The following is a 14,373-nucleotide window of genomic DNA, read 5'->3' as shown; positions in this document are numbered from 1 at the left end:
GTCACGGGCCACCCACCGCTCACCGAAAGGCACCTCCCGCCATGCTGACCGCCGCCCGCCTGGGCGCCGCCGCGCTCATCGCCGTGCTGCCGGCCGGCGCCGCCGCCGCGCCCGCCCTGGCAGACACTCCCTCGCCCGCCGCCGCGGCCGTCCCCGCCGGGCTCTACGGCAGCGGCGACCCCACGTACGACGGCGTCTGGCGCCAGTCGCTGACGCTGACCGCGCTGGCGAACGCCAAGGTCGTCCCGGCCGACGCCGCCGTGGGCTGGCTGACCGGCCAGCAGTGCGCGGACGGCGGCTGGCCCTCCTACCGCGCCGACGCCTCGGTGGCCTGCGACGCCAAGACCGAGGACAGCAACGCCACCTCGGTGGCCGTCCAGGCGCTGGTGGCGCTCGGCGGGCACCAGGACACGGTGGACAAGGGCGTCCAGTGGCTGAAGACCGTCCAGAACACCGACGGCAGCTGGGCCTACAACCCCGGCAGCCCGGGCGACGCCGACTCCACCGGTCTGGCCGTCGCCGCGCTGACCGCGGCCAAGGCCGACCCGGTCGGCACCGCCAAGGCGGGCAGGAACGGCTTCGACGGCCTGGCCGGGTTCCAGCTCGGCTGCGCCGCGCCCGCCGACCAGCGCGGCGCCTTCGCCTACCAGCCGGACCAGAGCGGCGCCCTCGCCGCCAACGCGCTGGCCACCTCCCAGGCCGCGCCGGCCGCCGCCGGAGGCCACCTGCCGGTCGTCAACACCAACCGGGTCGACGCCGCGCCCAAGGCCCTGACGTGCGCCGACGGCTCCGCGCAACCGGTGTCGCGGGCGGACTCCGCCGAGGCCGCGGCCGCCTATCTGACCGCGCAGCTCGCCGCCACCGACCAGCACCTGATGCTGACCATGCCGGGCGCGGCCGCCACCCCCGACTTCACCGCGACCTCCTGGGCCGCGCTCGGCCTGATCCAGGCGGGCCACCCCCAGCAGGCCGCCGGCGCCGTCGACTGGCTCGCCGCGCAGGGCGCCACCTGGACGAAGGGCGGCACCGACGTGTCGGCCACCGCCACCCTGCTGCTGGTCGCGCAGGCCGCGCAGCGCGACCCGGCCGCCTTCGGCGGGGCGGACCTCGTCCAGCAGCTGACCGCCGCCGGGCCCGCTCCCAAGGCGGCCGTCGCGGCCCCGCCCGCCGCGGCCCCTAAGAAGAAGGACGACGGGAGCGGGGCCTCCCCGGTCTGGATGCTCGGCGTGGGCCTGGTGGTCGGCGTCGGCGGCGGCCTGCTGCTGAGCCTGCAGCGCAAGCGCGCCGCCCGGCAGTCCGCCGGGAAGCCCCGCGCGTGATCCACCCGCCCGCCCGGCTCCGCCCGCGGACGGCGGCGGCCGCTCTGACCGCCGCCGTCCTGCTGGTGCTGCTCGGCGTCCTCACCGCCTCGCCCGCGCACGCCACCGGCTACCGCTACTGGTCCTTCTGGAAGTGGTCCGCCGGGGCCTGGACGTACCAGCAGCAGGGCCCCGCCGTGTACGTCCCGCCGGACGGCGCGGTGGACGGCTGGCGCTTCGCGGTCAGCCCCGACGGCGGCCGGGACGCCGCCCGGCCCGGCGCCGGCGGCGACTTCGACGCGCTCTGCGCGGCCACCCCGGCCCAGGCAGGCCGCAAGCGGGTCGCGGTCGTGCTCGACTTCGGCACCGCCGCCGACGCCCCGCCCGGCACGCTCGCGGCCGGCGCCGCCCCGCCGGCCGCGCGGACCGCCTGCGCCGTCGTCCCCGTCGCCGCCGGCTCCGCGGAGGTGCTGGCCGCCGTCGCCCCGCCCCTGCGCTACGACACCGCGGGCATCCTCTGCGCCATCGCCGGCTACCCGGCGGCCGGGTGCGGCGAGGCACTGTCCGGCCCCGGCCCCGGCGCCGCCGGGGGCGGCGGCGGCCCGAACCTGGGCCTGGTCGCCGGCGGCGCCGCCGTCGCGGTGCTCGCCGCGGGCGCCCTGTGGCAGACCCGCCGGCGGCGCTGAGCAACCCGTCCCCGTCCCCACCTGGATCCCCTCCCGTGACCTCATCGCGCCGCACCCGCCCGGCCGCCGGCCCCCGCCACCTGCACCCCGGGGCCTGGTGGCTGTGGGCGCTCGGCCTCGGCGCGGCCGCCTCCCGCACCACCGACCCGCTGCTCCTCCTGCTGGTGATCGCCGTCGCCGGGTACGTGGTCGCCGCCCGGCGCGGCGACGCCCCCTGGTCGCGCTCCTACGGGGCGTTCCTCAAGCTGGGGCTGCTGGTGCTCGGCGTCCGGCTGCTGTTCGCCGTCCTGCTGGGCTCCCCGATCCCCGGCTCGCACGTGCTGTTCACGCTGCCCCAGGTGCCGCTGCCGGTCTGGGCACAGGGGGTGCGGATCGGCGGCCGGGTCACCGTCGAGGGCCTGCTGTTCGCGCTCTACGACGGGCTGCGGCTGGCGGCCCTGCTGATCTGCGTCGGGGCGGCGAACGCGCTGGCGAGCCCCGCCCGGCTGCTGCGCGCCCTGCCCGCCGCGCTGCACGAGGCGGGGGTGGCCGTCGTGGTGGCGATGACCTTCGCGCCCAACCTGGTCGCGGACGTCCAGCGGCTGCGCGCCGCCCGCCGGCTGCGCGGCCGCTCCGACCGGGGTGCGCGGGCCCTGCTCAGCGTCGGACTGCCGGTGCTGGAAGGCGCGTTGGAGCGCTCGGTCGCCCTGGCCGCCGCGATGGACACCCGCGGTTTCGGCCGGACCGCCGATCTCCCGCCGGGAGTCGCCCGCGGCACCACCGCGCTCACCCTGACCGGCCTGCTCGGGATCTGCGCGGCCACGTACGGGCTGCTCGGCGCGGACGCGAGCGGCTGGGCGCCGCCGGTGCTCCTCCTGGGGCTGGCGGCCACCGGCGGCGGGCTGCTGCTCGGCGGCAGACGCGCCGTCAGGAGCCGCTACCGGCCGGACCCCTGGGTCTGGCGGGAGTGGCTGGTGGCCTGCTCCGGCGTGCTGGTCGCCGGGCTGGTGATCTGGCTGTCGGGGCGCGACCCGGCGGCCTTCACGCCCTCCGTCGTCCCGCTGAGCGCCCCGACCCTGCCGCTGTCCGCCGCGCTGGCCGTCCTGATCGGCCTGATCCCCGCGTCGGCCGCCCCGACCCCGCCCCGGAGCACCCCGTGATCACCTTCGAGCAGGTCTCGGTCAGCTACCCCGACGCCGCCGCGCCCGCCCTGCAGGGGATCGACCTGACCGTCCCCGAGGGCGAACTCTGCCTTCTGGTCGGCCCGTCCGGCTCCGGCAAGTCCACGCTGCTCGGCACCGTCAGCGGCCTGGTCCCGCACTTCACCGGCGGCGTGCTGCACGGCAGGGTCACCGTCGGCGGCCGCGACACCCACACCCACCGTCCGCGTGAACTCGCCGATCTGGTGGGCACGGTGGGTCAGGATCCGCTCTCGCACTTCGTCACCGACACGGTCGAGGACGAACTCGCCTACGGCATGGAGTCGCTGGGCCTGGCCCCGGAGGTGATGCGCCGCCGCGTCGAGGAGACGCTCGATCTGCTCGGTCTCGCCGACCTGCGCGCCCGCGCCCTCACCTCGCTCTCCGGCGGGCAGCAGCAGCGGGTCGCGATCGGATCGGTGCTGACCGTCCACCCCCGGGTCCTGGTGCTGGACGAACCCACCTCCGCGCTCGACCCTGGCGCGGCCGAGGAGGTGCTCGCCGTCCTCCAGCGGTTGGTGCACGACCTCGGCACCACCGTCCTGCTGGCCGAACACCGCCTGGAGCGGGTCGTGCAGTACGCCGACCGGGTGCTGCTGCTGCCCGGCGGCGGCCGACCGGCCGTCCTCGGTGATCCCGCCGAGGTGATGGACCGCTCCCCCGTGCACCCGCCGGTGGTCGGTCTGGGCCGGCTCGCCGGCTGGTCGCCGCCGCCGCTCTCCGTCCGGGACGCCCGCCGCCGGGCCGTCCCGCTGCGCAGCCGCCTGGAGGGGCTGCGCCCCGCCGCGCCCGCGGCCCCCGGCGGCGAGCCGGTCGCCACCGTGCGGCGGCTGGCCGTGCGGCGAGGTCCGGTCCAGGCCCTGCGCGGCGTCGACCTGGTGCTGCGCCCCGGCGAGATCACCGCACTGATGGGGCGCAACGGCGCGGGCAAGTCCACCCTGCTGGCGAGCCTGGTCGGCCTGCACGCCCCCACCAGCGGAACGGTCCGGGTCGGCGGACTGACCCCGCACCGGGCCCGGCCCAAGGAACTGGTCCGCCAGGTCGGCCTGGTGCCGCAGGATCCGCGCGACCTGCTGTACGGCGAGAGCCTCGCCGCCGAGTGCACGGCCGCCGACCGGGACGCCGGCGCCACCGCCGGCAGCTGCCGCGCCCTGGTCGAGCGGCTGCTGCCCGGCATCGTGGACACCACCCATCCGCGTGACCTCTCCGAGGGCCAGCGGCTCACCCTCGCGCTGGCCGTGGTGCTCACCTCCCGGCCGCCGCTGCTGCTGCTCGACGAGCCCACCCGGGGGCTCGACTACGCCGCCAAGGCGCGGCTGGTGGAGATCCTGCGCGCGCTGGCCGCCGATGCGCACACCGTCCTGCTGGCCACCCACGACGTCGAGCTGGCCGCCGAACTCGCGCACCGCACGGTGATCCTGGCCGACGGCGAGATCGTCGCGGACGGACCGACCCCGGAGGTCGTGCTCTCCTCCCCCGCCTTCGCCCCGCAGGTCGCCAAGATCCTCGGCCCGTCGCCCTGGCTGACCGTCCGGCAGGTGGCCGAGGCACTCGACACCGTGGCCCTCGACACCGTGGACGGTGACGCGTGAACGCGCCGCCCGCAGCGGGGCCCGCCCCCGAGCTGCCCGGCCCGACGGCATCCGGTCCGACGGCGCCCGGCCCGACGGCATCCGGGCCGACGGCGCCCGACCGCGCGCGGCTGGCCCGGCCCGTCCCGCTCGGCCGGCGCTCCGTGGCCACCCTGGTGCTCATCTCCGCGATCGGCGTGGTCGCCTTCGGCTGGCCGCTGCTGGCCTCCACCGGTTCCGCCCTGGTGGGCCACTCCACCGACGCGCCCTGGCTGTTCGCCCTGCTGCTGCCGCTGCTGCTCGCCGTGGTGGTCGCCCAGATCTCCGAGGGCCGCTCGGGCGGCGGCGGCGAGCCCGGCATGGACGCCAAGGCGGTCGCCCTGCTCGGCGTGCTCGCGGCGGCCGGCGCCGCCCTGCGTCCGCTCGGCGCGGGCACGGCCGGGCTGGAGCCGATGTTCTTCCTGATGGTGCTCGCCGGACGGGTCCTGGGCCCGGGCTTCGGATTCGTCCTGGGCTCGGTCTCGATGTTCGCCTCCGCCCTGCTCACCGGCGGGGTCGGCCCCTGGCTGCCGTTCCAGATGCTCTCGATGGGCTGGGTCTGCCTCGGCGCCGGGCTGCTCCCCGGGCCGGCCGGCCTGCGCGGGCGGCGTGAGCTCACGCTGCTGGCCGGCTACGGCGCCCTCTCGGCCGTCGCCTACGGCACGGTCATGAACCTCCAGGGCTGGCCCTACATCGGCGGCCTCTCCAGCTCGGTCTCCTTCCACCCCGGAGACCCGCTGAGTGCCAACCTGCCGCGCTTCGCGGCCTACTGCCTGACCACCTCGCTCGGCTGGGACCTCCCGCGCGCCGCCCTCACCGTCGTGCTCTGCCTCACGCTGGGCACGCCCGTCCTGCGCGCCCTGCGCCGCGCCTCGCGCCGCGCGGCCTTCGACGCCCCGGTCGCCTTCCGGCCGCCGCCGTCCTGAGACCGGGCGGGGCCCCGGCAGGGCCCCGCCCGGAACACCTGCGTCAGGCCTTCGGCCCGGCGGACTGCACGACCTCGAAGGACCAGAGCGTCGACCCCGAGGCCGCCGGCCGCTGCGGCGCCGCGCCCTCGGCGGCCGGCGGGCCCTGGCGGTGCGCGGCCTGCATCGGCCCGGCCATCCACGCCTGGAAGTCCTCCTCGGTGGCCCACCGGGTGTAGACCAGGTACTGGTCGGTCCCCTCCACCGGGCGCAGCAGCTCGAACCACTCGAAGCCGTCCGAGTTCTCCACCGCCCCCGCCCGGGAGGCGAACCGCTTCTCCAGCACCTCACGCTGCTCGGCGGGAACGGTCAGCACATTGATCTTCACGACTGCCATCGACGGCACCTCTCGGAGAACGGGTCCGGGCCGCGCATCGGGCCCGGACCATCTCCCAGCAGTCTCCTACACCGGCCGGTCGCGGCACCGCGCGGACCGCTCCGCGTCCGGGCCCCGGCGTACGCGCGGGTGCTGGCGCCCGGCCGCCGGGCGGCGGTCAGAACGAGCGTCCCTCGTTGTGCGGGACGTGCGGCGCCGGCGCCGTGCGGTCGGGGCGGTCGCGGGTGTCGGCGCACAGGCCGGAGCTGAGCCGGGTGAGGAGTGCGGCGAGGTCGGCGTACTGCTTCTCGTCCCAGTCGCCGAGGAGTTCGGCGAGCTGGCCCCGGCGCGCGGCCACCAGGCGCACCGCGCTCGCCTCGCCGCTCTCGGTGAGGCGCAGCGGCAGCCCGCCCCCGCGGGAGGCCAGTCCCCGGCCCTCGACCTCCCGGGCGGCCTCCTCGATGACGTCGATGGGGACGACCCGACGCTCCGCCAGTTCGGCGGGCTCGGCGGAGCCCTGGTGGTACATCTGCAGGATGAGCCAGCTGGAGGCCGGTTTGAGGTCCAGCCCGGCGGCGGCCGTGATCCGGCGGAAGAGGTCGCGGCGGGCCTCCCGGGTGTTGAGGGCGGACAGCGCTCGGGCGATCTCGTCGATCGAGGAGCGCTCCACCGGGTTGACGCCGATGGACTCGCTGAGATCGGGCGCGGTGACGGTGGAGCGCAGGGTCTGCTCGCGCAGGAAGAACGAGAGCACGAAGGCGATCAGGACCAGCGGCACCGCGAACAGGAAGACCCGGGTGATCGACTCGGCGTAGGCGTGGTGGACGCTGTCCTGGACGGCGGGCGGCAGGACGGCGACGGTGTGCGGGTCGGAGCTGATCAGGCCGGGGCTGAAGCCGGGCGGCAGCGGCACGCCCTCCAGCGCGTCGGCCAGGCGCCGGTTGAGCCCGCTCGCGAAGATGGTGCCGAAGATCGAGACGCCGAAGGAGGCGCCGATCGAGCGGAAGAAGGTGGCTCCGGCGGTGGCGACGCCGAGATCCTGGTAGCCGACGGAGTTCTGCACGGCCAGTACCAGCACCTGCATGACCAGGCCGAGCCCGAGGCCGAACACCAGGAAGTAGAGGCTCATCTCGGTGGTGCCGCTGTTCTCGGTGAGACGGGAGAGCAGCAGCAGGCCGACGGCGGTCAGGGCGGTGCCGATGATCGGGAAGATCCGGTAGTGGCCGGTGCGGGCGACGATCTGGCCCGAGCCGATCGAGGTCAGCAGCATGCCGAGCACCATCGGCAGCATGTGGATGCCGGACATGGTGGGCGACACGCCCTGTACGACCTGGAGGAAGGTCGGCAGGTAGGTGAGCGCCCCGAACATCGCGAAGCCGACCACGAAGGAGATGACGGCGACCAGGCCGAAGGTCCGCTGCCGGAACAGCCTCAGCGGCAGCACGGGTTCGGCCGCCCCTCGCTCCACCACGACGAAGGCGACGAGTAGCAGGGCCCCGAGCACCGCGAGGCCGACGACCTGCCAGGAGCCCCAGGCCCAGGTGGTGCCGCCGAGCGAGGTCATCAGGACCAGGCAGGTGGCGACCGAGGCGATCAGGACGGTGCCGAGGTAGTCGATCCGGTGGCGGTGTTTCACCTCGGTGCTGTGCAGCACGGCGGCGATGACGATCAGGGCGACGATGCCGATCGGGACGTTGATGTAGAAGACCCAGCGCCAGCTGAGGTTGTCCACGAAGACCCCGCCGAGCAGCGGCCCGAGCACGCTGGTGACGCCGAAGACGGCGCCGAACAGGCCCTGGTACTTGCCGCGGTCCCGGGGCGGGACGAGGTCGCCGACGATGGCCTGGCTGAGCACCATCAGGCCGCCGCCGCCCAGCCCCTGGAGGGCGCGGAAGGCGATCAGCTGACCCATGTTCTGGGCGATGCCGCAGAGCACCGAGCCGATCAGGAAGATCACGATGGACGACTGGAAGAACCGCTTCCGGCCGTACATGTCGCCGAGTTTGCCCCAGAGCGGGGTGGCAGCGGTCGAGGCGAGCAGGTAGGCGGTGACCACCCAGGAGAGGTGTTCGAGGCCGCCGAGGTCGCTGACGATGGTGGGCAGCGCGGTGGAGACGATCGTCTGGTCGAGGGCGGCGATCAGCAGGGCCAGCAGGAGGGCGCCGATCGGCACCCAGAGGTTGGCGCCCGTGGCCGCCGTGGGTGCCGGGGCGCCTGCCGAGGGCCGGTCGGGATCGGCAGCAACCGGGTCCGCCATGCGCGTCTCCTCGGGGTGCGGGCGCCGGCCGGGGCAGGGCCCTGAGCGGGTGGTCGGGTCCGACCGACTCTCATGTCACCTGGCCATGCTGTCAGGATTGCCCGCAATTGCGGCCCCGGGCTACGCCATCCGAACGACCCGCGCTCACCGTGCCCCCACGTCGCTCGCACGGATTGTTCATCCGCCCCAATCGTCACCAATCGGCACAAGAGCCTCCTTGATGCCCGGTCACCCCTGTCCCCTCTTCGGGAACGTCATGCATAATCGGGCGCGTTCGACACCCAAACCGAGGAGGACCGGCCGTGCCGGACCAGCACTGCCCCGTGTGCGGCACCGTACGGACCGCCGGCAGCTGCGGATGCTCCCCGGATCTCACGGACACCACCGTGCTCCCGCACATCGAGGGCCCGCCGCTGGTCCGTCCCTACGTGCCGCAGCCGGTCGGCCGGGTCGGCGCGCCGCCGGTCGGGCCTGCGCCGGACCACACCGCGTTCCCGGACGCGGCGTACCCGACGACCCTGCTTCCGCCGGCGCCGGCCGGCGCCGCGCCGCCCACCGCCGGCCTGCCCGCGTCCGGCCCCTCCGGTACCGGCCGGTCCGGCGCGGGGCCGCACCGACCGGGAGCCGCGCCCGGCGAGCTCGGTCTCTTCGCGTTCGAGAACTCTCCCGGCGCCGCCCCGCCCGGCAGGGCGGCCCGCCGGTCCGAGCAGCGCGGCCCGCTCGCCAGGCACCGGGGCGCGATCCTGGCGGCCGGCGCCGGGGTGGTCGTCCTGGGCGTGGGCGCGGCCTTCCTGACCGCGCCTTCGGGCAGCACCGACCGGACGGCGCTGCCCGCCCCCACCCTCACCGCCGCACCCACGGTGACCGCTCCGGTCGAGCCGCCCACCGGCCCGGCGGAGCCGGGCCCGAGCGGAACGGCGACCGGCTCGACCGGGGCCTCGCCCGTCCCCGCGCACTCCGGCAGGACCGCGGCGAGCAAGGCCCCGGCCACCACGGCGGCCACCACCGCAGCGCCACCGGCGCCGGCCGCACCCGCGACGCCGACCGCGACGGCCGCCAGTACCGCACCCGGCGCCTCCCCCAGCCCGTCGGCGGCCGGCCCGGTCCTCAAGCGGGACGCGGACAACGACCGCAAGGAGGTCCGGACGATGCAGACGAAGCTCGTCGCGGTCAACTGCGGAACGGTCGACAAGTCGCTCGTCTCGGGCGTGTTCGACTGGTGGACCCAGTGGGTGCTGACGGACTACCAGGCCAAGCACAACCTGCCCAAGAGCGAGCAGGGCGTCTACGGCCCGGTCACCCGCGCCTCGCTGGAGAGCCAGGTCCCGGCCTGCTGAACGCTCCTCGGAGCGCCCTCCGTCAGCCCGTCACGGCCTTGAAGATGCTGAAGGAGGCCATCAGCAGCATCGCGCCGGCGGCCACCCTGATGATCACCTTCATCGGTACGTGCTTGAGCAGCTTCTGCCCGCCCACGATGGCGATCACGGCCACCGAGCAGAGCGCCAGCCAGGCACCCAGGCCGACGGCGAGCGGGTCCGCGTACTTGGCGGCGAGGTTGGCGGTCATGATCTGGGTGAGGTCGCCGAACTCGGCCACCGCGACGACCACGAAGCTCGCCCCGGCGACCTTCCAGAACTTGTTCGCGGACGGCTCCTTGGCGGCGTGTCCCTCCTCGTCGCCGCCGTGGTGGAAGAGCAGCATCGCGGCGCCGGCCAGGAAGAGCACGCCGGTGACGCCCTCCACCCAGCGTTGCGGCAGCAGGGCGAGCAGGTGGCCGGCCACGAGGGCCAGGCCCACCTGGAGGGCCATCGCGGCGGCGACGCCCGCGAAGACGTAGCTCGCGCGGTAGCGGGTGCCGAGCATCAGGCTGGCGAGCGCGGTCTTGTCCGGCAGCTCGGCCAGGAAGACGATGCCGAAGGTGATGGCGAGGACGGTCGGACTCATCGGGGGTGGTTGTCCCTCGGTCGGGGCTGCGCGGGCCGCGAGTCCTGAAGGGGACGCCTCGGCCCGACAGCACTGGTGGAAGAGCACAGCACTGCGGCCGAAGGTCTCGCCGACACCGGTGGTGAACCTGGTGCCCCGGGCGCCGGGCCCCTGGGGGCCAGTATGTCGACGGTCCGGTGGAGGGCTACTCCCCTTCAACAGCCACCAGTCTACCGGACGCCGCCGGGGCCCCCGTGGGCGACCAGGCCCCGGCCCACCAGCTCCAGCACGGCCACGATCGCGACCGCCTCGACCAGCAGCAGCGCCACCAGCACGAACAGCTGCACCGCGCCCGCCTGCACCGGTGTGGCGCCGCCGAGCAGCATGCCGACGAACGCCCCGGGGAGGGTGACGAGACCGACCGTGCGGGTTTGGTCGAGGGCCGGGACGAGCGAGGTCGCGGCCGCGGTGCGGCAGATCTCCAGGCGGGCGTCACGGTCCTCGAAGCCCAGCGCGAGGGCGGCCTCGACCTCGCCGTTCCGCTGGCGCAGCTCGTCCAGGGCGCGCCGGCCGGCCAGCGAGGTGGCACTCAGCGCGCCGCCGATCAGGATGCCCGCCACCGGGATGACGGACAGGCCCTGGCGCGGCAGCAGGCCGCCGGCGAGCAGCACGGCCAGCACCGGCAGCACGCCCGCGCCGATCGGCACGGCGGCCCAGACCCAGTCGGGCCCGGCGGTCATCCGGCGCCCGGCCGTGCGGACCGCGACGGAGAACATCAGCAGCACGAACAGCGCGGACGTCCACAGCGAGCCGACCACCCAGGCGATCACCAGCGCGACCACGCCGAGCTGGAGCACCGCCCGCAACCCGGCCCGCAGCACCTCGTGCCCGTACCCGAGCAGACCGCGGCCGGCCACCACGACGGCGGCGGCCAGCAGGAGCGCCGTCACCGCACCGAGTGCGGGGGTGACGGGCAGCAGCTGGCTGCTGCCCGCCGCGACGGTGCGCACCGGCGTCACACCCAGCTGGTGAACCACATCCGGTCCTGCCAGTCCGTCATCGGGATCACCTCCGCCGTGTACAGCGGGTAGAAGTACGCGAAGCAGACCACCACGGCGAGCACGATCAGGCCGGCCCCGGCGGCGCCGAGCCGGCGGCGTTCCGGCGAGCAGCCGGCCGGTCCGAGCAGGGCTCCGAGCATCTGGGCGACCGCGAGGCAGAGGAAGGGGACGAGCACGACCATGTAGAAGGAGAAGACCGTCCGCTCCTGGTACTGGAACCACGGCAGGTAGACGCCCGCGACGGCGCAGAGCACCGCGCCCGAGCGCCAGTCCCGGCGGAAGAACCAGCGCCAGAGCAGGTAGACCAGGGCGAAGCAGGCGGCCCACCAGAGCACCGGGGTGCCGAGGCCGAGGATCTGGCTGGCGCAGCCGCCGCTCGCCGTGCAGCCCTTCTGGCCCTGCGGCACCTGCTCCCAGTACATGCTGACCGGGCGGCCCTGGAGCAGCCAGCTCCAGGGGTTGGACTGGTAGGTGTGCGGGGTGCTCAGGCCGGTGTTGAAGTCCCACATCTGCGAGTGGTAGTGCCACCAGCCGCGCAGCGCCTCCGGTACCCAGGTCATGTCCACCTGCGGCAGCGGGACGCCGAACAGGTGGTCCGTGGAGAGCCCGGCGCGGCCGTCGGCCCAGTGCCGGTCGTAGCCGTCGTCGGTCAGGAACCAGCCGCCCCAGGAGGCGGTGTACACCGCGCCGGCCGCGCCCACGGTGGCCAGCAGGGCCGGGCCGGCGTCCCGGCGCAGCATCGAGCGGTACGGGCGGCGGGCGCCGGCCCAGCGGCGGCGCGAGGCGTCCCAGAGCACGGTCAGCAGGCCGAAGGCGGCCAGGATGGTCAGGCCGTTCCACTTGGTGGCGCAGGCGGCGCCCAGCATCACACCCGCGGCGATCCGCCAGGGGCGCCACCCGAGCCGCGCGCGGTCGCCGTCCGGGAGGGTGCCGTCGGGCCGGGGGGCCAGCCGCTCGCGGGCCCGGTCCCGGTCGACGAGCAGGGCACCGAAGGCGCCGAGGACGTAGAACATCTGGACGCCGTCGAGCAGGCTGACCCGGCTCATCACGAACTGGAGTCCGTCGACGGCCATCAGCAGCGCGGCGGTGCAGCCGATCAGCGTCGAGCCGAGGAGCCGGCGGCCGATCCGGGCCAGCATCAGCACCGTGACGGTGCCGAGCAGCGCCGTCATGAAGCGCCAGCCGAACGGGGTGAGGCCGAAGATCTGCTCGCCGATGGCGATCGTCCACTTGCCGAGCGGCGGGTGCGCGACGAACTCGGGGGACGGCCCCAACGGGATGAGCCGGGGGTCGGCCAGGATGTCGGTGTTGGCGCTGTCCGGCCAGGAGCCCTCGTAGCCGAGCTTCAGCAGCGACCAGGCGTCCTTGGGGTAGTACGTCTCGTCGAAGACGAAGGCGCGCGGGGAGCCGAGGTGCCAGAAGCGCAGCAGCCCGGCGAAGAGCGCCACCGCCAGCGGGCCGAGCCATCCGGAGTGGGCCGGCGCCCACCGCACCGGCCCCCGCCGGGCCGGGTCGGGGCCTGCGGGGGCCGGTGCCGCCGGGGTGTGCGTGACTACCGCTTGTGTCATTGCCTCGCCGATTCGCTCACTCGCCTGCCCGGCCCCGTCCGCCCGGCACGGTCGGCCGGACGGGACCCGGGCCCGGGGCTCTCCCGCCCCTGTGCCACCAGCGACTGACACTATGTGGCTCTCGGCACGATTCCAAGCGTGTCGGACGGGTGCCCGCCGATCACCCGGGTGAGCGCCGCGGCGGCTACGCGGCGGTCTGCAGCTCCCGGACGGGGAGGGTGCGCACGGGGGTGGGGCGCGCGTTGTCCTGGGCGGGCGTCAGGTGGCTCCGCAGCCGCACGGCCAGGGTGACGATCAGCAGGGTGCAGAGGGCCATCGCGGCCAGGTAGAGCGGCCAGGTGCCGGAGCCCACCAGCAGCACGCCGACGGCCGGGCCGACCGCCACGGCGATCTGCTTCACCATCGAGTAGCCGGCGTTGTAGGTGCCGAGCAGCCGGGCCGGGGCGAGATCGGCGACGATCGGGCCGAGGGTCGGCGCGAGCAGCGACTCCCCCACGCCGAAGAGCGCGTAGACGGCGACGACGGCGACGGTGGCGGCGAGTGCCTCGGCCCGGACCAGGCCGGCCACCAGGGCCATCGTCCAGGCGACCAGCCAGACCAGACCGGCGGCGGCCATCGCGGTGGTGCGGCGGCGGCGCGCGGTGATCCGCACCACGAACATCTGCAGCACCACGATGGTCAGCGCGTTGGCGCCGATGGCCAGGCCCAGGGTGGAGGGCGCGACACCCACCGTGTCGGTGGCGAAGGCCGCGACGCCGGACTCGAACTGGCCGTAGCAGGTGAAGAAGATCAGCGCGGCGAGCAGGCAGAGCCGAAGCATCGACCGGTCCTGGACCATCGCCCGCAGACCGCTCGGTCCGGAGGCGGCGCCGGCCGGCTCCTCGATCGCCGCGGCGGCGGGGATCCGCGCGCTGCCGGCGACCAGGCCGAGCGCCAGCAGCGCGGCCGCCTCGATGGTGAACAGCGTGGTCAGACTGCCCGGATCGGCGACGTCCACGATCTGGCCGCCGATCAGTGCGCCGATGCCCATACCCAGGTTGACCAGGGTGAACTGCAGAGCGAAGGCGTGCGCCCGGGTGGCCCTGGTGGAGCAGCGGACGATCATCGTGGCCAGTGCGGGCTGGCAGGTGGTGAAACCGGCGCCGAACAGGAAGGCGAAGAGCAGCAGCGCGGGGGTGCCGGTGGCCCGCCCGAAGGCGAAGGCACCGGCGGCCGCGAGGGCGGCGCCGATCAGCAGCACCGGCCTCGGCCCGTACCGGTCGATGCCCCGGCCGGTCAGCGGCAGCACGGCGAGCGCGGCCAGCGCGAAGACGGTGAACACCATCCCGGCGGCGAGCGAGCCGAGGCCGCGCACCTGGTCCACGTAGACGAACATGTACGGCATCGTGAAACCGCTGCCGAACGCGCTGAGCGCGTTACCGATCTGGACGCGGCGCAGCGGGCCTCCCGCCGCCTGACGACGCTGTCCCTGCTGCTTCACCGTGCCGGCCACCGTGCACACCCTTTCTCTG

The 14,373-nt window shown here is 75.2% G+C and carries 12 protein-coding genes; 6 read left to right on the top strand and 6 right to left on the bottom strand.

The window, feature by feature from the left end:
- Positions 1–41 precede the first annotated feature (41 nt).
- From OG823_RS24495 to OG823_RS24475, 5 genes are all read left to right on the top strand, one after another.
- A complete protein-coding gene (locus tag OG823_RS24495) occupies positions 42–1,319 on the top strand; it encodes a prenyltransferase/squalene oxidase repeat-containing protein (RefSeq protein ID WP_371481878.1) in 1,278 nt (425 codons plus the stop codon).
- Positions 1,316–1,984, top strand: coding sequence for an SCO2322 family protein (locus OG823_RS24490; RefSeq protein WP_371481876.1), 669 nt, complete (start codon positions 1,316–1,318; stop codon positions 1,982–1,984). Before OG823_RS24495 ends, OG823_RS24490 begins: the two co-directional genes overlap by 4 nt.
- A 35-nt stretch (positions 1,985–2,019) precedes the next feature.
- Positions 2,020–3,123 carry an energy-coupling factor transporter transmembrane component T gene (locus tag OG823_RS24485; protein WP_371481875.1) on the top strand — a complete coding sequence of 368 codons (1,104 nt, stop codon included), beginning with the start codon at positions 2,020–2,022 and terminating at the stop codon, positions 3,121–3,123.
- A complete protein-coding gene (locus OG823_RS24480) occupies positions 3,120–4,754 on the top strand; it encodes an ABC transporter ATP-binding protein (protein WP_371481874.1) in 1,635 nt (544 codons plus the stop codon). Before OG823_RS24485 ends, OG823_RS24480 begins: the two co-directional genes overlap by 4 nt.
- Before the next feature lie 110 nt (positions 4,755–4,864).
- The gene (locus OG823_RS24475) at positions 4,865–5,698 is read left to right on the top strand and encodes an ECF transporter S component (RefSeq protein WP_371484639.1); all 834 of its coding nucleotides are present in this window, start codon (positions 4,865–4,867) and stop codon (positions 5,696–5,698) included.
- Positions 5,699–5,741: 43 nt separating this feature from the next.
- Here the strand turns inward: OG823_RS24475 and OG823_RS24470 are convergent, their stop codons facing one another.
- Positions 5,742–6,074 (bottom strand): antibiotic biosynthesis monooxygenase, encoded by a 333-nt coding sequence (locus OG823_RS24470; RefSeq protein WP_371481872.1) that lies wholly within the window; start codon positions 6,072–6,074, stop codon positions 5,742–5,744.
- A 157-nt stretch (positions 6,075–6,231) separates the two neighbouring features.
- Positions 6,232–8,310 carry a DHA2 family efflux MFS transporter permease subunit gene (locus tag OG823_RS24465; protein WP_371481871.1) on the bottom strand — a complete coding sequence of 693 codons (2,079 nt, stop codon included), beginning with the start codon at positions 8,308–8,310 and terminating at the stop codon, positions 6,232–6,234.
- Between the two features lie 302 nt (positions 8,311–8,612).
- Here OG823_RS24465 and OG823_RS24460 point away from each other — a divergent pair, with 302 nt between their 5' ends.
- Entirely contained in the window at positions 8,613–9,647 is a 1,035-nt protein-coding gene (locus OG823_RS24460; RefSeq protein WP_371481869.1) for a peptidoglycan-binding protein, read from the top strand.
- 22 nt (positions 9,648–9,669) lie between these two features.
- Here the strand turns inward: OG823_RS24460 and OG823_RS24455 are convergent, their stop codons facing one another.
- From OG823_RS24455 to OG823_RS24440, 4 genes are all read right to left on the bottom strand, one after another.
- The gene (locus OG823_RS24455; RefSeq protein WP_371481867.1) at positions 9,670–10,254 is read right to left on the bottom strand and encodes a TMEM165/GDT1 family protein; all 585 of its coding nucleotides are present in this window, start codon (positions 10,252–10,254) and stop codon (positions 9,670–9,672) included.
- Between the two features lie 209 nt (positions 10,255–10,463).
- On the bottom strand, positions 10,464–11,270 hold the full coding sequence (locus OG823_RS24450) for an ABC transporter permease (protein WP_371481866.1): 807 nt from the start codon (positions 11,268–11,270) through the stop codon (positions 10,464–10,466).
- Entirely contained in the window at positions 11,249–12,862 is a 1,614-nt protein-coding gene (locus OG823_RS24445) for a dolichyl-phosphate-mannose--protein mannosyltransferase (RefSeq protein ID WP_371481864.1), read from the bottom strand. Before OG823_RS24445 ends, OG823_RS24450 begins: the two co-directional genes overlap by 22 nt.
- A 184-nt stretch (positions 12,863–13,046) precedes the next feature.
- Positions 13,047–14,354, bottom strand: coding sequence for an MFS transporter (locus OG823_RS24440; protein WP_371481862.1), 1,308 nt, complete (start codon positions 14,352–14,354; stop codon positions 13,047–13,049).
- Between the last annotated feature and the right edge of the window lie 19 nt (positions 14,355–14,373).

Source organism: Kitasatospora sp. NBC_00315 (genome assembly GCF_041435095.1).
Classification (GTDB): Bacteria; Actinomycetota; Actinomycetes; order Streptomycetales; family Streptomycetaceae; genus Kitasatospora.
This window is presented reverse-complemented; position numbering and strand designations above follow the sequence as displayed.

Coding starts and splice junctions, on each gene's coding strand:
- OG823_RS24455 (WP_371481867.1), bottom strand. CDS start 10,254: ATGAGTCCGACCGTCCTCGCCATCACCTTCGGCATCGTCTTCCTGGCC.
- OG823_RS24445 (WP_371481864.1), bottom strand. CDS start 12,862: ATGACACAAGCGGTAGTCACGCACACCCCGGCGGCACCGGCCCCCGCA.
- OG823_RS24465 (WP_371481871.1), bottom strand. CDS start 8,310: ATGGCGGACCCGGTTGCTGCCGATCCCGACCGGCCCTCGGCAGGCGCC.
- OG823_RS24470 (WP_371481872.1), bottom strand. CDS start 6,074: ATGGCAGTCGTGAAGATCAATGTGCTGACCGTTCCCGCCGAGCAGCGT.
- OG823_RS24495 (WP_371481878.1), top strand. CDS start 42: ATGCTGACCGCCGCCCGCCTGGGCGCCGCCGCGCTCATCGCCGTGCTG.